The organism is Pseudomonas sp. MYb60, from assembly GCF_002979555.1.
Taxonomy (GTDB): Bacteria; Pseudomonadota; Gammaproteobacteria; order Pseudomonadales; family Pseudomonadaceae; genus Aquipseudomonas.
Window position 1 is genome coordinate 338,983 of the sequence record NZ_PCOZ01000002.1, and the last position, 16,141, is coordinate 355,123.

At 61.4% G+C, this 16,141-nt stretch carries 18 protein-coding genes and 1 pseudogene; 14 read left to right on the forward strand and 5 right to left on the reverse strand.

What is annotated here, in order from left to right; all coding sequences use genetic code 11:
- Positions 1-19 precede the first annotated feature (19 nt).
- Positions 20-694 carry a DNA repair protein RadC gene (gene radC, locus CQ041_RS04365; RefSeq protein WP_105521262.1) on the reverse strand — a complete coding sequence of 225 codons (675 nt, stop codon included), beginning with the start codon at positions 692-694 and terminating at the stop codon, positions 20-22.
- A 141-nt stretch (positions 695-835) separates the two neighbouring features.
- Between radC and coaBC the strand changes: the two genes are divergently transcribed.
- From coaBC to argB, 5 genes and pseudogenes are all read left to right on the forward strand, one after another.
- Entirely contained in the window at positions 836-2,044 is a 1,209-nt protein-coding gene (coaBC, locus tag CQ041_RS04370; protein WP_105521263.1) for a bifunctional phosphopantothenoylcysteine decarboxylase/phosphopantothenate--cysteine ligase CoaBC, read from the forward strand.
- Positions 2,045-2,049: 5 nt separating this feature from the next.
- Positions 2,050-2,505, forward strand: coding sequence for a dUTP diphosphatase (gene dut, locus CQ041_RS04375; RefSeq protein WP_105521264.1), 456 nt, complete (start codon positions 2,050-2,052; stop codon positions 2,503-2,505).
- Between the two features lie 68 nt (positions 2,506-2,573).
- A complete protein-coding gene (locus tag CQ041_RS04380; RefSeq protein WP_105521265.1) occupies positions 2,574-2,777 on the forward strand; it encodes a hypothetical protein in 204 nt (67 codons plus the stop codon).
- Positions 2,761-4,167, forward strand: a pseudogene (locus CQ041_RS04385) (phosphomannomutase/phosphoglucomutase); the annotation flags it as partial. The gene CQ041_RS04380 and the pseudogene CQ041_RS04385, both read left to right, overlap by 17 nt.
- A gap of 19 nt (positions 4,168-4,186) precedes the next feature.
- Complete coding sequence (gene argB / locus CQ041_RS04390; RefSeq protein WP_105521267.1) at positions 4,187-5,092, forward strand: acetylglutamate kinase; 906 nt, start codon at positions 4,187-4,189, stop codon at positions 5,090-5,092.
- 72 nt (positions 5,093-5,164) lie between these two features.
- On the opposite strand, the gene pyrE is transcribed toward argB, so the two are convergent.
- On the reverse strand, positions 5,165-5,809 hold the full coding sequence (gene pyrE / locus CQ041_RS04395) for an orotate phosphoribosyltransferase (RefSeq protein ID WP_105521268.1): 645 nt from the start codon (positions 5,807-5,809) through the stop codon (positions 5,165-5,167).
- An 82-nt stretch (positions 5,810-5,891) separates the two neighbouring features.
- Between pyrE and CQ041_RS04400 the strand changes: the two genes are divergently transcribed.
- Positions 5,892-6,671 (forward strand): exodeoxyribonuclease III, encoded by a 780-nt coding sequence (locus tag CQ041_RS04400; RefSeq protein ID WP_003195493.1) that lies wholly within the window; start codon positions 5,892-5,894, stop codon positions 6,669-6,671.
- 59 nt (positions 6,672-6,730) lie between these two features.
- Here the strand turns inward: CQ041_RS04400 and CQ041_RS04405 are convergent, their stop codons facing one another.
- Positions 6,731-7,099, reverse strand: coding sequence for a DUF4870 domain-containing protein (locus CQ041_RS04405; protein ID WP_105521269.1), 369 nt, complete (start codon positions 7,097-7,099; stop codon positions 6,731-6,733).
- A gap of 22 nt (positions 7,100-7,121) precedes the next feature.
- Entirely contained in the window at positions 7,122-7,844 is a 723-nt protein-coding gene (rph, locus tag CQ041_RS04410; protein WP_016975928.1) for a ribonuclease PH, read from the reverse strand.
- 184 nt (positions 7,845-8,028) lie between these two features.
- On the opposite strand from rph, the gene CQ041_RS04415 reads away from it, so the two are divergent.
- From CQ041_RS04415 to CQ041_RS04445, 7 genes are all read left to right on the forward strand, one after another.
- Positions 8,029-8,892, forward strand: coding sequence for a YicC/YloC family endoribonuclease (locus CQ041_RS04415; protein ID WP_105521270.1), 864 nt, complete (start codon positions 8,029-8,031; stop codon positions 8,890-8,892).
- 10 nt (positions 8,893-8,902) lie between these two features.
- The gene (gmk, locus tag CQ041_RS04420) at positions 8,903-9,523 is read left to right on the forward strand and encodes a guanylate kinase (RefSeq protein WP_105521271.1); all 621 of its coding nucleotides are present in this window, start codon (positions 8,903-8,905) and stop codon (positions 9,521-9,523) included.
- Between the two features lie 167 nt (positions 9,524-9,690).
- Positions 9,691-9,954, forward strand: coding sequence for a DNA-directed RNA polymerase subunit omega (gene rpoZ / locus CQ041_RS04425; RefSeq protein ID WP_060753671.1), 264 nt, complete (start codon positions 9,691-9,693; stop codon positions 9,952-9,954).
- 60 nt (positions 9,955-10,014) lie between these two features.
- Positions 10,015-12,120 carry a bifunctional GTP diphosphokinase/guanosine-3',5'-bis pyrophosphate 3'-pyrophosphohydrolase gene (spoT, locus tag CQ041_RS04430; protein ID WP_058424246.1) on the forward strand — a complete coding sequence of 702 codons (2,106 nt, stop codon included), beginning with the start codon at positions 10,015-10,017 and terminating at the stop codon, positions 12,118-12,120.
- A gap of 24 nt (positions 12,121-12,144) precedes the next feature.
- A complete protein-coding gene (locus CQ041_RS04435; RefSeq protein ID WP_003176922.1) occupies positions 12,145-12,525 on the forward strand; it encodes a RidA family protein in 381 nt (126 codons plus the stop codon).
- A gap of 57 nt (positions 12,526-12,582) precedes the next feature.
- The gene (locus CQ041_RS04440; protein WP_105521272.1) at positions 12,583-13,326 is read left to right on the forward strand and encodes a hypothetical protein; all 744 of its coding nucleotides are present in this window, start codon (positions 12,583-12,585) and stop codon (positions 13,324-13,326) included.
- Positions 13,327-13,400: 74 nt separating this feature from the next.
- The gene (locus CQ041_RS04445; protein ID WP_105521273.1) at positions 13,401-14,117 is read left to right on the forward strand and encodes a hypothetical protein; all 717 of its coding nucleotides are present in this window, start codon (positions 13,401-13,403) and stop codon (positions 14,115-14,117) included.
- A 32-nt stretch (positions 14,118-14,149) separates the two neighbouring features.
- On the opposite strand, the gene CQ041_RS04450 is transcribed toward CQ041_RS04445, so the two are convergent.
- Positions 14,150-15,001: an SDR family oxidoreductase gene (locus CQ041_RS04450; RefSeq protein WP_105521274.1), complete on the reverse strand. Its 852-nt coding sequence runs from the start codon at positions 14,999-15,001 to the stop codon at positions 14,150-14,152.
- Positions 15,002-15,189: 188 nt separating this feature from the next.
- Between CQ041_RS04450 and exbB the strand changes: the two genes are divergently transcribed.
- Positions 15,190-16,137 (forward strand): tonB-system energizer ExbB, encoded by a 948-nt coding sequence (exbB, locus tag CQ041_RS04455; RefSeq protein WP_105521275.1) that lies wholly within the window; start codon positions 15,190-15,192, stop codon positions 16,135-16,137.
- The last annotated feature ends 4 nt before the right edge of the window (positions 16,138-16,141 follow it).

Below are 16,141 nucleotides of genomic sequence, written 5' to 3' on the forward strand. Positions count from 1 at the left end.
GCGCCTGCAATTGCCCCGCCTACATCCAGCCATATTCGGCCATCGACAACGGGTCACCGTCCCCCACGATGATGTGATCGAGCACACGTACATCCACCACTTCCAGGGCCTTTTGCAGCAATTTGGTCAATTTTCGATCAGCCGCGCTAGGCTCAAGGCTGCCGGATGGATGGTTGTGGCACAGGATCAACGCCGCCGCGTTGTACGCCAGCGCCCGCTTGACCACCTGGCGCGAGTAAACCATGGCCGCATCGATGGTGCCCTGAGACAACGCCTCGAAACCCAGCACCCGATGCTTAGAGTCCAGAAACAGGCAACCAAACGTCTCGTGGGGCTCGTGGCGCAGCAGGGCCTTGAGGTAGTCGCGCACGGCCACCGGGCTTTCCAGCACCGACTCCTTGCGCAGCCGCTCGGCCATATGCCGCCGGGACATCTCCAGCACGGCCTGCAACTGGGCAAACTTCGCCGGCCCCAGCCCCAACTGTTGGCTGAACAGCATCTGACTCGCCTCCAGCAATGGACGCAGACCGCCGAACTGCGCCAGAAGATGGCGGGCCAGGTCCACTGCGCTCTTGCCCGACACCCCGGTGCGCAGGAAAATCGCCAGCAACTCGGCGTCGGACAGACTCTGCGCGCCCCACTCCAAAAGCTTCTCCCGTGGCCGCTCCGTCGCCGGCCAATCACGAATACTCATCCCGCCTCCCTGTGTGTGCGCCGCTGTAGCCTGACGGGCGCTGTGTTATCGTAGGCCCTCTTTTTTGCATGCGATTTCACCTGGGGAGGGGTCATCGCAGGCGTCACTGAACTGGCATCACTGAACTGGAAAGGCAAACCAATGCAGCGTCTGTATCGGAAACGCATCGTTCTCGGCGTCGGCGGCGGCATTGCCGCCTACAAGAGCGCAGAACTGGTTCGCAGGCTCCTGGACCAGGGCGCCGAAGTGCGCGTGGTCATGACCCGCGGCGGCAGTGAGTTCATCACCCCGCTGACCATGCAGGCCCTGTCCGGCCACCCGGTTCACCTGGACCTGCTGGACCCGGCAGCCGAAGCCGCCATGGGCCATATCGAGCTGGCCAAATGGGCCGACCTGGTGCTGATCGCTCCGGCCACCGCCGACCTGATCGCCCGCCTGGCCCAAGGCCTCGCCGATGACCTGCTGACCACCCTGGTGCTGGCCACCGACGCCACGGTCGCCATCGCACCGGCCATGAACCAGGCCATGTGGCGCGACCCGGCCACTCAGGCCAACACCGAGCTGCTGCAAAGTCGCGGCCTCAAAGTGTTCGGCCCGGCGTCCGGCAGCCAGGCCTGCGGCGACGTCGGCCTGGGCCGCATGCTCGAAGCCACCGACCTGGCACTGTGCGCCGCCGAGTGTTTCCAGCACCTGGCCCTCACCGGCAAGCACGTGCTGATCACCGCCGGCCCGACCCAGGAAAACATCGATCCGGTGCGCTACATCACCAACCATAGCTCAGGAAAAATGGGCTTTGCGCTGGCCGAAGCGGCGGTCGAGGCAGGTGCGCGGGTCACCCTGATCACCGGCCCGGTGCATTTGCCGACGCCGGATCGGGTCACGCGAATCGACGTAGTCAGCGCCCGCGACATGCTTGCAGCCTGTGAAGCGGCCATTCCCTGCGACCTGTTTATCGCCTCGGCAGCGGTTGCGGACTACCGCCCCGAAGTAGTCGCCCCGCAAAAGCTCAAGAAAGACCCTACAAGCGGTGACGGCCTGCTCCTGCAAATGGTGCGCAACCCGGATATTTTGGCCACCATCGCCACCCGGGCGGACCGTCCGTTCAGCGTCGGTTTCGCTGCCGAGACCGAACATTTGCTCGACTACGCCGCACGCAAATTGAAAGACAAAAACCTCGACCTGATCGTTGCCAACGATGTCGCCAACCCGAGCATCGGCTTCAACAGTGAGGAAAATGCCATCAGCGTGATCGACCGCGAGTTGCACGCCACCGTTTTCGCCCAGACCAGCAAGGGCAAGATTGCCCGCCAACTGATCTCTTTTATCGCCCAACGGCTGAACCAGGTTTAATTTACATGCACGCTTTGCAAGCCAAGATTCTCGACCCACGCCTCGGCACCGATTTCCCGCTGCCGGCCTATGCCACCCCGGGCTCCGCCGGCCTGGATCTGCGGGCCATGCTCAAGGAAGACACTGTCCTTGAGCCCGGCCAGACGATCCTGATCCCTACCGGCCTGTCGATCTACGTGGGCGACCCTGGCCTGGCGGCGCTGATCCTGCCGCGCTCGGGCCTGGGCCACAAACACGGCATCGTGCTGGGCAACCTGGTCGGCCTGATCGACTCGGACTACCAGGGCGAGCTGATGGTGTCGTGCTGGAACCGCGGCCAGACCGCGTTCAACATCGCCATCGGCGAGCGTATCGCCCAACTGGTGCTGGTACCAGTGGTGCAGGCGCACTTCGAACTGGTCCAGGAATTTGATGAAACACAACGCGGCGCAGGTGGCTTTGGCCATTCCGGCAGCCACTGACTACGCTGAATCAGGCCGGGCACCCCAAGCCCGGCCAGACGCCACCGCATGGCTTTTCAGGATGAAGAATGCGCGGACTTGATCAGCGAGATTTCCCCAGTGGAATCAACGTATTACGCAGAAGAAAGCAGAAAGCCACTGCGCCGATGGCACTTTTGCACTACGAACTCTACGCCGAAAACGCCGTCATACCCTTCAGTTTGAGCCTGCCGGTCAGCCGCTTTACGGCCAGCCTTGCCCCTTTCAGATGGAGTTTCCCCCGCGATGAGTAACGCAGCCCGCGTAGCCCCGACCTTCCCCGACAGCATCTTTCGCGCCTATGACATTCGTGGCGTGGTGCCCAAGACCCTGACCGCCGAAACCGCCTACTGGATCGGCCGCGCCATCGGCGCCCAGAGCCTGGCCCAGGAAGAACCGAACGTCTCGGTCGGCCGTGACGGTCGCCTGTCCGGTCCCGAGTTGGTCGAGCAGTTGATCCAGGGCCTGGCCGACAGCGGCTGCCATGTCAGCGACGTCGGCCTGGTGCCAACCCCGGCGCTGTACTACGCGGCCAACGTACTGGCCGGCAAGTCCGGGGTAATGCTCACCGGCAGCCACAACCCGTCGGACTACAACGGTTTCAAAATCGTCATCGCTGGCGATACCCTGGCCAACGAACAGATCCAGGCCCTGCACACCCGCCTCAAGACCAATGACCTGACCAGCGGCCAGGGCAGCATCACCAAGGTCGATATCCTGCAGCGCTACGCCGACGAAATCACCCGTGACGTGAAGCTCGCGCGCCGCCTCAAAGTGGTAGTGGATTGCGGCAACGGTGCAGCTGGCGTGATCGCCCCGCAACTGCTCGAAGCGCTGAATTGCGAAGTGGTCCCGCTGTTCTGCGACGTCGACGGCAACTTCCCCAACCACCACCCGGACCCGGGCAAGCCTGAGAACCTGGTGGACCTGATTGCCAAGGTCAAGGAAACCGGCGCCGACGTGGGCCTGGCCTTCGACGGCGATGGCGACCGAGTGGGCGTGGTGACCAACACCGGCAGCAACGTGTTCGCCGACCGCCTGCTGATGCTGTTCGCCCGTGACGTGGTTGCACGCAACCCCAACGCCGAGATCATCTTCGACGTGAAGTGCACCCGCCGCCTCACGCCACTGATCAAGGAATATGGCGGTCGCCCACTAATGTGGAAGACCGGTCACTCGTTGATCAAAAAGAAAATGAAGGAAACCGGTGCGCTGTTGGCCGGCGAAATGAGCGGCCACGTGTTCTTCAAGGAGCGCTGGTTCGGCTTTGATGACGGTATTTACAGCGCCGCTCGCCTGCTGGAGATCCTCAGCAAGGAAAAATCCTCGGCCGAAGAGCTGTTTCAGACCTTCCCGAACGATATTTCTACGCCAGAGATCAATATCCATGTGACCGAGGAGAGCAAATTCAGCATCATTGACGCACTGCACGATGCGCAATGGGGCGAAGGCGCCAACCTGACCACCATCGATGGTGTGCGTGTCGATTACGCCAAAGGCTGGGGCCTGGTGCGCGCGTCCAACACCACACCGGTGCTGGTGCTGCGCTTCGAGGCGGATACCGAGGCTGAGTTGCAGCGCATCAAGGACGTGTTCCACGCCCAGTTGAAACGTGTTGCCCCTGATCTCCAATTACCGTTCTGATTTTTTACCGGAGCCCTGAATGACCCTCGAACGCGAAGCCGCTGCCAATACCGCCAAGGTCCTTTCCGAAGCGTTGCCTTACATTCGACGCTACGTCGGTAAGACGCTGGTGATCAAGTACGGCGGCAATGCCATGGAAAGCGAAGAGCTGAAAACCGGCTTTGCCCGAGACATCGTGTTGATGAAAGCCGTGGGGATCAACCCCGTGGTGGTGCACGGCGGCGGCCCGCAAATCGGCGACCTGCTCAAGCGCTTGTCGATCGAGAGTCACTTCATCGATGGCATGCGCGTCACTGACGCGCAGACCATGGACGTGGTGGAGATGGTCCTCGGCGGCCAGGTCAACAAAGATATCGTCAACCTGATCAACCGCCACGGCGGCAGCGCCATTGGCCTGACCGGCAAGGACGCCGAGCTGATCCGCGCGAAAAAACTGACGGTGACACGTCAGACGCCGGAAATGACCCAGCCGGAAATCATCGATATCGGCCAGGTGGGTGAAGTGATCGGTATCAACACCGATTTGCTCAACCTGCTGGTGAAAGGCGATTTCATCCCGGTGATCGCGCCCATCGGCGTGGGCGCCAACGGTGAGTCCTACAACATCAACGCCGACCTGGTGGCAGGCAAAGTGGCCGAGGCATTGAAGGCTGAAAAGCTGATGCTGCTGACCAACATCGCGGGCCTGATGGACAAGGAAGGCAAGGTGTTGACCGGCTTGACCACTCAACAAGTGGACGACCTGATTGCCGATGGCACCATCTACGGCGGCATGCTGCCGAAGATCCGTTGCGCGCTGGAAGCCGTGCAAGGTGGCGTGGGCAGCTCGCTGATCCTTGACGGCCGGGTGCCAAACGCAATCCTGCTGGAAATCTTCACGGATACCGGTGTAGGTACGCTGATCAGTAACCGCAAGCGTCCTTAAGCAGCACAAAACAAAATGTGGGAGGGGGCTTGCCCCCTCCCACATTTGCTTGCGCCTGCAATACGTCCGATATCAGACGCCGAACTGCTCGCGGTACGCCTGCACCGCCGGCAGGTGTTGCTTGAGCTGCGGGTCGTCTTCCAGGAACTGCAGCACCTGGTTCAGCGACACAATGCTCACCACCGGAATGCCGAAGTCACGCTCGACTTCCTGGATGGCCGACAATTCTCCATTGCCACGCTCCTGACGGTTCAGCGCGATCAGCACGCCGGCGGCCTTGGCGCCGTCCTGGGAAGCGATGATCTGCATCACTTCACGGATCGCAGTACCGGCAGTGATCACGTCGTCGATGATCAGCACATCGCCCTTGAGCGGGGCACCGACCAGGCTGCCACCTTCACCGTGGGCCTTGGCCTCTTTACGGTTGAAACACCACGGCAGATCCTGCCCATGGTGTTCGGCCAACGCCACGGCCGTCGCGGCCGCCAGGGGAATGCCCTTGTAGGCCGGGCCAAACAGCACGTCGAAGGAAATACCGCTCTCAACGATGGCTGCCGCGTAGAAACGACCCAGCTGGGCCAGGGCGGAACCGGTGTTGAACAAGCCAGCATTGAAGAAGTACGGACTGGTGCGTCCGGACTTCAAAGTGAACTCACCGAAGCGCAAAACGCCGCGATCGATGGCAAAACGAATGAAATCGCGTTGATACGCCTGCATGAAAAAAGCCTCAGATACCACGGATTTAGCTAATTAGGTGGACGGCGTGTATCATACACGCACGCGATTTTTGGGGCCATTTATGCGGATCATCAGTGTGAACGTTAATGGTATTCAGGCTGCAGTCGAGCGTGGTTTGCTCAGTTGGCTGCAAGCCCAGAATGCCGACGTCATCTGCCTGCAGGATACCCGTGCCTCCGCCTTTGAACTGGACGACCCAGCCTTCCAACTGGATGGCTACTTCCTTTATGCCTGCGATGCCGAAGTGCCCACCCAAGGTGGCGTGGCTTTGTATTCGCGGTTGCAACCCAAGGCGGTCATCAGCGGCCTCGGCTTCGAGACAGCCGACCGCTACGGGCGCTACCTGCAAGCCGATTTCGATAAGGTCAGCATCGCGACCTTGCTGCTCCCTTCGGGGCAGAACGGCGATGAAGACTTGAACCAGAAGTTCAAGCTAATGGACGACTTCGCCCGTTATTTGGATAAACAGCGACGCAAACGTCGCGAGTACATTTATTGTGGCTCGCTGTATGTGGCGCAACAGAAGCTGGATATCAAGAACTGGCGCGACAGCCAGCAATCCCCGGGCTTCCTGGCGCCGGAACGGGCCTGGATGGACGAGATTGTCGGCAACATGGGCTATGTGGATGCCCTGCGCGAAGTCAGCCGCGAAGGCGACCAGTACAGCTGGTGGCCGGACAACGAACAGGCTGAAATGCTCAACCTGGGCTGGCGTTTCGACTACCAGTTGCTGACCCCGGGTCTGCGCCGGTTCGTTCGCAGCGCACGCTTGCCGCGTCAGCCTCGCTTCTCGCAACACGCGCCGCTGATCGTGGACTACGACTGGACACTGACCATCTAAGGTCTTTTTCCAGGTACAAAAAAACCGACATCGCTGTCGGTTTTTTTTGTGGGCGATCATTATTTGACCAGACGCCAGGTCAACGGGTAGCGGTACGCGATGCCCTTGTTGGCCTTGATGCTGCCAATGATCGTCAGCACCACCGTCGCCACCGCCAGCGCGATCATCAGGAAAAAGCCGATCACCGCGAACGCCAGCACCATGCAGACGATCCAGGCGATGGCCACTGTGATCTGGAAGTTCAAGGCTTCCTTGCCCTGATCATCGATGAAACCATCCTTTTCGCGCTTCAACTGCCACAGGATCAACGGCCCCACGACGCTGCCGAACGGAAAGACAAACCCCAGGAACGCCGCGAGATGACACAACATCGCACTCTGACGCGCCTCGTAGGAAGGCGTTGGCACGGGTACCTGGCTGTCACTCATGGCGTGTCTCCCGGAAGCGGTCTCAGTCAGCCAGTGCGGCGTTCTGCAGTTCGAAGATCTCGGTCATGCCTTTCTGGGCCAGGGCCAGCATGGCGTTCAGCTCGGCTGGCTGGAATGGCGCGCCTTCGGCGGTGCCCTGCACTTCGATGAAACCACCGGTGCTGGTCATGACCACATTCAGGTCGGTCTCGGCAGCCGAGTCTTCCAGGTAGTCCAGGTCCAGCACAGGTTCGCCCTGGTACATGCCGACCGATACGGCAGCGATCATCTGCTTGAGCGGGTCACCGCCCTTCAGGCCGCCACGCTTCTTGATCACTTTGAGTGCGTCGACCAAGGCCACCATGGCGCCGGTGATGGACGCGGTGCGGGTGCCGCCGTCGGCCTGGATCACGTCGCAGTCGACGTACAGGGTCACGTCGCCCAACTTGGACATGTCCAGCGCAGCGCGCAGGGAACGGCCGATGAGGCGCTGGATTTCCAGGGTGCGGCCGCCTTGCTTGCCACGGCTGGCTTCACGCTGGTTACGCTCGCCAGTCGCGCGCGGCAGCATGCCGTACTCGGCGGTCAGCCAACCCTGGCCCTGGCCCTTGAGGAAACGCGGCACGCCGTTTTCGACGCTGACGGTGCAGATCACCTTGGTATCGCCAAACTCGACCAGTACAGAACCCTCGGCGTGTTTGGTGTAGTTGCGGGTGATGCGGATCGAGCGGAGCTGATCGGCAGCGCGACCACTTGGACGTTTCATAGGGGATACCTGTACTGAGGACGAAAAACTGCCGAGCATTATAGAGCCGCGAGCCGATTCGGGGCACTGCTAAAAAATCCGGTTACGAATGCTCGGGTTTGGGCGCGCTCGCCCCACTGCGCTACAATCCTGCGCCTTCTTAATCATCAGCCCGTGTTTGCGGGCTGCAACGCGAGGTACCTCCATGGTGCACAGCATGACCGCCTTCGCCCGCGTCGAAAAAGCCGGCGTCCAGGGCACCCTGAGCTGGGAACTGCGCTCGGTCAACAGCCGCTACCTGGAGCCGCACCTGCGCCTGCCGGAATCATTCCGCGACCTCGAAGGGGCCGTGCGTGAAGCGCTGCGCCAGGGCATTTCCCGCGGCAAGCTGGAATGCACCCTGCGCTTCACCGAAGAAACCACCGGCAAGCCGCTGCAGGTTGATCGCGACCGCGCCGCGCAACTGGTGGCTGCCGCCGAGACCATCGCTGGCCTGATCAAGCAACCCGCGGCCCTCAACCCGCTGGAAGTGCTGGCCTGGCCCGGCGTGCTGGTGGCCGACGCCACCGACCCGCAAGCCCTCAACGCCGAAGCCCTCGCACTGTTCACCCAGGGTTTGAAGGAACTCAAGGCCGGCCGCGAGCGCGAAGGCGCCGAACTGGCGCGCCTGATCAACGACCGCCTGACCGCCATCGAAGAAGACGTGGTGACCCTGCGCGAGCTGGTCCCGCAGATGCTCGCCACCCAGCGCCAGAAGGTCCTCGACCGCTTCGCCGACATGAAGGCCGATCTCGACCCGACCCGCCTTGAGCAGGAAATGGTCCTGCTGGCACAGAAAAGCGACGTCGCCGAAGAATTGGATCGCCTGAGCACCCACATCCTCGAAGTGCGCCGCGTGCTCAAATCCGCCGGTGCCGCCGGTCGGCGCCTGGACTTCCTGATGCAGGAACTCAACCGCGAAGCCAATACACTGGGCTCCAAGGCGTTCGATCCGCGCAGCACCCAGGCTGCGGTCAACCTCAAGGTGTTGATCGAGCAGATGCGCGAACAAGTACAGAATATTGAGTAAGGCAACCTCCATGACCCACAGCACCGGCACCCTCTACATCATTTCCGCCCCTTCGGGCGCGGGCAAAAGCAGCCTGGTCAAGGCCCTGACCGACGCTGACGAGCAGATCCGCATCTCCGTCTCCCACACCACCCGCGCCATGCGCCCGGGCGAGGAGAACGGCGTGCACTATCACTTCGTCGAGCGCACCGAGTTCGTCAAGATGATCGAGCACGGCGACTTCCTGGAGCGCGCCGAAGTGTTCGGCAACCTCTACGGCACCTCGCAAAGCCACCTGCAGCAGACCCTGGACGAAGGCCACGACCTGATCCTGGAAATCGACTGGCAGGGCGCCGAGCAAGTGCGCAAGCTGATGCCGCAGGCCCGCTCGATCTTCATCCTGCCGCCGTCCCTGGAAGCCTTGCACCAGCGCCTGACCAACCGTGGCCAGGACAGCGACGAAATCATCGAAGGCCGCATGCGTGAAGCCGTGAGTGAAATGAGCCACTACGTCGACTACGACTACCTGATCATCAACGACGACTTTTCCCACGCACTGGAGGATTTGAAGGCGATTTTCCGCACCAATCAGCTCCAGCAAAAGCGTCAACAGCAGCGTTTCGGCAAATTGCTCGCCGAACTGCTCGGCTGATTGGCTCTTCCCAAAACGGCTGCAAGGGCTTTACATTGGTGCTTGCAGCGGTTTTACGATGGCTCGCGAAAAATCAGCGCTTCCCTAAACGCTGGTGATTTTTTAAACTGCTCAGTCCGCTCGCCCAACCGGGCAGCGCGCATCTTGCATTCGCTCCGAGGAATACCATGGCCCGCGTAACCGTTGAAGACTGCCTAGAACACGTGGATAACCGCTTTGAGCTGGTCATGCTCTCTACCAAGCGTGCCCGTCAACTGGCCACTGGCGGCAAAGAGCCCCTGGTCCAGTGGGAAAACGACAAGCCTACCGTTGTCGCCCTGCGCGAAATCGCTGAAGGCCTGATGAGCTACGAGTTCATCGCCGAACAGGAAATCGTTCAAGACGAACCGCTGTTTGCAGCGTTCGAGGACGAGTCCAACGAGGCCGTCTAAGCCTATGCCTGGTCGACGTAGCACGGCGCGGGGTCACAGCCATCGGCAGGAGTTAACACTTTGCCGAGCATAGACGCCCTCGCCGATCGCTTATCGGCCTACCTCGGCCCAGACCAGGTCAACCTGGTCCGCCGAGCGTATTTCTACGCCGAACAAGCCCACGACGGCCAACGCCGCCGCAGTGGCGAGGCGTACGTCACCCATCCTCTTGCGGTGGCCAATATTCTTGCCGACATGCACATGGACCATCAGAGCCTGATGGCCGCGATGCTGCATGACGTGATCGAAGACACCGGCATCGCCAAGGAAGCGCTCAGCGCCCAATTTGGCGAAACCGTCGCCGAACTGGTCGACGGGGTCAGCAAACTGACCCAGATGAACTTCGAGACCAAGGCCGAAGCCCAGGCGGAAAACTTCCAGAAGATGGCCATGGCCATGGCCCGGGATATCCGGGTGATCCTGGTCAAGCTGGCCGACCGGCTGCACAACATGCGCACGCTGGAAGTGCTGTCCGGCGAAAAACGCCGGCGCATCGCCAAGGAAACCCTGGAAATCTACGCGCCCATCGCCAACCGGCTGGGCATGCATGCCATTCGTATCGAATTCGAAGACCTCGGTTTCAAGGCCATGCACCCGATGCGTTCGGCGCGCATCTACCAGGCGGTCAAGCGCGCCCGCGGCAACCGCAAGGAAATCGTCAACAAGATCGAAGAGTCCCTGAGCCATTGCCTGGCGATCGACGAGATCGAAGGCGAGGTCAGTGGCCGGCAGAAACACATCTACGGCATCTATAAAAAGATGCGCGGCAAGCGCCGGGCCTTCAACGAGATCATGGACGTCTACGCGTTCCGCATCATCGTGGACAAGGTCGACACCTGCTACCGCGTGCTGGGCGCTGTTCATAATTTGTACAAACCACTGCCAGGCCGGTTCAAGGACTACATCGCGATTCCCAAGGCCAACGGCTACCAGTCGTTGCACACCACGCTGTTTGGTATGCATGGCGTTCCAATCGAGATTCAGATCCGCACCCGCGAAATGGAAGAGATGGCCAACAACGGCATCGCCGCCCACTGGCTGTACAAGTCCAGCGGCGACGAGCAGCCCAAAGGCACTCACGCCCGTGCGCGCCAGTGGGTCAAAGGCGTGCTGGAAATGCAGCAACGCGCCGGCAACTCCCTCGAATTCATTGAAAGCGTGAAAATCGACCTGTTCCCGGACGAGGTCTACGTGTTCACGCCCAAAGGCCGGATCATGGAGCTGCCAAAAGGCTCCACGGCGGTCGACTTTGCCTACGCCGTGCACACCGACGTGGGCAACAGCTGCATCGCCTGTCGGATCAACCGTCGTCTCGCACCGCTGTCCGAACCGCTGCAAAGCGGCTCCACGGTGGAGATCGTCAGCGCGCCCGGCGCCCGTCCGAACCCGGCGTGGCTCAACTTCGTGGTCACTGGCAAGGCGCGCACACACATCCGTCACGCCCTGAAGCTGCAGCGTCGCTCCGAGTCCATCAGCCTGGGCGAGCGCCTGCTGAACAAGGTGCTCAACGGTTTCGACAGCGCCCTCGACAAGATCCCGCAAGAGCGCGTGCAAGCCATGCTTCACGAGTATCGCCAGGAAACCATCGAGGACCTGCTGGAAGACATCGGCCTGGGCAACCGCATGGCCTATGTGGTCGCCCGCCGCCTGCTCGGCGAAGGCGAACAGCTGCCAAGCCCGGAAGGCCCGCTGGCGATTCGCGGCACCGAGGGCCTGGTGCTCAGCTACGCCAAGTGCTGCACGCCGATCCCGGGCGACCCGATTGTCGGCCATTTGTCGGCGGGCAAAGGCATGGTCGTGCACCTGGACAACTGCCGCAACATCACCGAAATCCGCCACAACCCGGAAAAATGCATCCAGCTCTCGTGGGCCAAGGATGTCACCGGCGAATTCAACGTCGAGCTGCGCGTGGAGCTGGAACACCAGCGCGGCCTGATTGCCCTGCTGGCCAGCAGCGTCAACGCGGCCGACGGCAACATCGAGAAGATCAGCATGGACGAACGCGATGGTCGCATCAGCGTGGTCCAACTGGTCGTCAGCGTGCACGACCGTGTGCACCTGGCCCGCGTGATCAAGAAACTGCGCGCCTTGACCGGTGTGATCCGCATCACCCGCATGCGTGCATAGCCGATCCATTACAAGGAGTCATTCATGACCAAGACCGTTATCACCAGCGACAAGGCCCCGGCCGCCATCGGCACCTACTCCCAGGCCATCAAGGCGGGCAATACCGTCTACATGTCCGGCCAGATCCCGCTGGACCCGAAGACCATGGAGCTGGTGGAAGGCTTCGAAGCCCAGACCGTCCAGGTCTTCGAGAACCTCAAGTCGGTGGCCGAAGCGGCTGGCGGTTCCTTCAAGGACATCGTCAAGCTGAACATCTTCCTGACCGACTTGAGCCACTTCGCCAAGGTCAACGAGATCATGGGCAAGTACTTCGAACAGCCGTACCCAGCCCGCGCCGCCATCGGCGTTGCCGCCCTGCCAAAGGGCGCGCAGGTTGAAATGGACGCGATCCTGGTCATCGAGTAAAACACCCGGCGCAGCCTCCCCCAGGCTGCGCCGACTTTGTTTCAGAAGGATTTCGTCATGCGCAAAGCGCTCCTGGCCACATCATTGCTCACCCTGCTGCTCGGCGGCTGCGCCAGCAACCCCGCGGACCTGGATGTGAGCGGCACCTGGATCAACCAGGTCGCCATCGATGCGGCTGCCAAAGGCGGCCCTTTGCGTGAAGCCCTGCAAAGCTTCGGCCCGACCCTCGAATGGGAGGTCAACACCAAAGCTGCGCAGGCGCGCTACTACAACGGCTTTGAAGTCGCAGAAGGCAAGCTGCTCGGCGAAAAATCCGGCGCCTGGAGCGTGGACTTCTACGGCAGCTCCGCCACCGAACTCAAGCGCAAAGGCAAGCAACTACAGCAAGTGGCCAACGACAATGAGCCTGAGCAACTGTTCGCCCGTCCCAAAGAGCCCGCACCGGACGGCGCGCCCTTGGGCGCCAACTTCGAGCGTGCGCTGTATGCCGCCTATATGGGCGGTGACTGGAAAATCCTCGACGGCTTCGGCAGCGGCGCCATCGTCCAATTCCAGGCCAACGGCAAAGTGGCCGGCCTGCCCAATGTTGATCAGTACTCGCTATGCCTGGCGGGCGATTGCGCGTCCATGAGCGGTGGCTATGACAGCATCTGGCTGCAGCTGAATGGCCAGGGCAACCCCTGGATTTTCGTCCGCAAGGACAAGCAACTGGAAATCTTCCAGGCCGTGAACACCGCACAGGCGGACGAGGTACCCCAGTTCACCCCCGGCCCCCGCCAATGGCTGCTGGAAAAACAGTGATACAGAACAAAGGAGCCGAAAGGCTCCTTTTTCTTTAGCCTGCGCGTGGTTGGAAACTGCCTCAGGACAGCCTCATGCTCAAACTGCTCGCCCTCGGATTATCGTTACTGATTAGCCACGCCCAGGCAGCCCCCGATATCAACGGTATCTGGGTCAACCGAGCCTTGATCGATGCCGCGGCTCAAGGCGGCCCATTGAATACCGCAGGCGCGCACCTCGAATGGGAGATCGACACCCGCAACGCCATGGCGCGCGTCAGCAATGGCTTCGAAACCGGCGAAGGCCAGTTGCGGCAGACCAGCCCCGATACCTGGACCGTCGATTACGACGGCCACAGCATCAACACGCTGCGCCTGGAAGGCGAGCAACTGATTCAACTGGCCCAGGCGCATACCCCCCAACAGACATTTCATCGGCCGATCGAAGTGCCCACCGCGGGAGCGAAATGGGGGAGCACCTTCCGAAAAGCCCTGAACACGGCCTATCTGGGCGGCCAGTGGCGCATTACGCAGGGCCCAGGCACAGGTGATGCCCTCGTTTTCACAGCGGATGGGCGCGTTTCAGGGCTGCCTGACACCGTCAGCTATGAACTCTGCCTCGACGGTGACTGCGCCTCCCAAGGGGCAGGCCATGACACGATGTATCTGAGCACTGAAGCCCAAGGTGATACCTGGATTTTCGTCCGCAAGGGCAAGCAGCTGGAAATCTTCCAGGCCGTGAACACCGCACAGGCGGACGAGGTGCCTCAGCTCACCCCCGGCCCCCGCCAATGGCTGCTGGAAAAACAGTAAACCGCCTCACGAAAATGAAGGTGGGACCGAACTCAGCCTTTGAGTATTGCCGCGTAACCTTCACGGTAGGTCGGGTAGGTCGGCGTCCACCCCAGCGCCTTGGCTCGCGCGTTGCTGCACTGCTTACTCCCCGCACGCCGCACGCTGGCGTCATCCGCCCACTCGGTCACACCCAGATACTCCCGCAACCAGCCCACCACCTCGGCCAGCGGCGCCGGCGCATCGTCGACGCCGATGTAAACCTTGTCCAGCGAACCGCCCTTCTCCACATGGTGCAGCAAAAACGCCAGCAACCCGGCGGCATCTTCCGCGTGAATACGGTTGCCATATAAAGGAGGGTCGATGGCCACGCGATAGCCTTGCCGCACCTGGGTCAGCAGCCATTCGCGACCCGGGCCATAAATGCCGGTCAACCGCACCACACTGGCGGGAATGCCGCTGTTGAGCGCGACCTGCTCGGCTTCCAGCATCACCTGCCCGGAATACCCCAGGGCCTGGGTGTCGGATGTTTCGTCGACCCATTCACCATTCTGCTGCCCATACACACTGCTGCTGGAGACAAACAGCAGGTGTTTCGGTGCCTGGCCGTAGTCATCCAGCCACTCCAGCACATGTTTCAAACCTTCAACGTAAGCGGCGCGATACCCGGCCTCATCGTGGTCCGTCGCAGCCGCGCAGTACACCAGGTAATCCACCCCGCCAATCGGCCAGGTGTCCGGGCACTCCTTGTTGAAGAGGTCTCCGGCAATGCCAATCACGCCTTCGGGAAGGCGCGAAACATCACGCCGCAGGCCGTGAACCTCCCATTCCGAGGCAAGCAATTGCCTAGCCAACCGACTACCCACGTCACCGCATCCGGCAATCACAACAGAAGGCGCAGACATCACAAAACTCCGTACTGAAAGGTCTAGGTTAGCCCTCGCAGCAGACCGGCGGCCAGAAAAAGCACAAATAAAGTTACTGTATTACTTCTGTTAACAAGAATTACTTGCAATAATAACCGCCCATTTGTCCTCGACCCCTTTGGGTTTGGAAGGACGATCACTCATTTTTTCTCTCAGGTCCGGCCAGCATGACACGTAATACAACCCCCGCTTCGCCTACCACATCCCGCGCCTGGCGCGCGATTGCAGCGCTGGTGTTCAGCGTATTGCTGGCACCGACCGCTGCATTCGCTGATGCCACCGCCCCTGCCACCCCGGCGGCGGCTGAGCAATCCACTGCGGCTCCAGCGGCCACCGACCCGGCCCTGGCTGCCGACCCGGCGGGCGCCGATGAAACCGGTGTGGTCCTAGAAGAAGACAACACCCTGGGCATGGCACACGACCTGTCCCCATGGGGCATGTATCAGAACGCTGACGTGGTGGTGAAAGCCGTGATGATCGGCCTGGCTATCGCCTCGATCATCACCTGGACCATCTGGATCGCCAAAGGCTTCGAACTGCTGGGCGCCAAGCGTCGCCTGCGCACCGAGATCGTCCACCTCAAAAAGGCCACCACCCTCAAGGAAGCCAGCGAAAGCGCGACCAAGAAGGGCACCCTGGCCAACACACTGGTGCACGACGCGCTGGAAGAAATGCGCCTGTCGGCCAACACCCGCGAAAAAGAAGGCATCAAGGAACGTGTGGCTTTCCGCCTCGAGCGCCTGGTTGCCGCCTGCGGCCGTAACATGAGCAGCGGCACCGGCGTGCTGGCGACCATCGGTTCCACCGCGCCGTTCGTCGGCCTGTTCGGTACCGTGTGGGGCATCATGAACAGCTTCATCGGCATCGCCAAAACCCAGACCACCAACCTCGCCGTCGTTGCCCCTGGTATCGCCGAAGCCCTGCTGGCCACCGCCCTGGGCCTGGTTGCCGCGATTCCTGCGGTAGTGATCTACAACGTCTTCGCCCGTTCGATTGCCGGCTACAAGGCCCAGGTATCGGACGCGTCGGCGGAAGTCCTGCTGCTGGTCAGCCGCGACCTCGATCACCTGCCTACCGAGCGCAGCTCGCAACCGCACATGGTGAAAGTGGGGTAATCGG

Coding starts and splice junctions, on each gene's coding strand:
- radC (WP_105521262.1), bottom strand. CDS start 694: ATGAGTATTCGTGATTGGCCGGCGACGGAGCGGCCACGGGAGAAGCTT.
- dut (WP_105521264.1), top strand. CDS start 2,050: ATGCACGCTTTGCAAGCCAAGATTCTCGACCCACGCCTCGGCACCGAT.
- CQ041_RS04405 (WP_105521269.1), bottom strand. CDS start 7,099: ATGAGTGACAGCCAGGTACCCGTGCCAACGCCTTCCTACGAGGCGCGT.
- CQ041_RS04400 (WP_003195493.1), top strand. CDS start 5,892: ATGCGGATCATCAGTGTGAACGTTAATGGTATTCAGGCTGCAGTCGAG.
- CQ041_RS04440 (WP_105521272.1), top strand. CDS start 12,583: ATGCGCAAAGCGCTCCTGGCCACATCATTGCTCACCCTGCTGCTCGGC.
- CQ041_RS04415 (WP_105521270.1), top strand. CDS start 8,029: ATGGTGCACAGCATGACCGCCTTCGCCCGCGTCGAAAAAGCCGGCGTC.
- CQ041_RS04435 (WP_003176922.1), top strand. CDS start 12,145: ATGACCAAGACCGTTATCACCAGCGACAAGGCCCCGGCCGCCATCGGC.
- exbB (WP_105521275.1), top strand. CDS start 15,190: ATGACACGTAATACAACCCCCGCTTCGCCTACCACATCCCGCGCCTGG.
- coaBC (WP_105521263.1), top strand. CDS start 836: ATGCAGCGTCTGTATCGGAAACGCATCGTTCTCGGCGTCGGCGGCGGC.
- argB (WP_105521267.1), top strand. CDS start 4,187: ATGACCCTCGAACGCGAAGCCGCTGCCAATACCGCCAAGGTCCTTTCC.
- pyrE (WP_105521268.1), bottom strand. CDS start 5,809: ATGCAGGCGTATCAACGCGATTTCATTCGTTTTGCCATCGATCGCGGC.
- CQ041_RS04380 (WP_105521265.1), top strand. CDS start 2,574: ATGCGCGGACTTGATCAGCGAGATTTCCCCAGTGGAATCAACGTATTA.
- rpoZ (WP_060753671.1), top strand. CDS start 9,691: ATGGCCCGCGTAACCGTTGAAGACTGCCTAGAACACGTGGATAACCGC.
- rph (WP_016975928.1), bottom strand. CDS start 7,844: ATGAAACGTCCAAGTGGTCGCGCTGCCGATCAGCTCCGCTCGATCCGC.
- gmk (WP_105521271.1), top strand. CDS start 8,903: ATGACCCACAGCACCGGCACCCTCTACATCATTTCCGCCCCTTCGGGC.
- CQ041_RS04450 (WP_105521274.1), bottom strand. CDS start 15,001: ATGTCTGCGCCTTCTGTTGTGATTGCCGGATGCGGTGACGTGGGTAGT.
- CQ041_RS04445 (WP_105521273.1), top strand. CDS start 13,401: ATGCTCAAACTGCTCGCCCTCGGATTATCGTTACTGATTAGCCACGCC.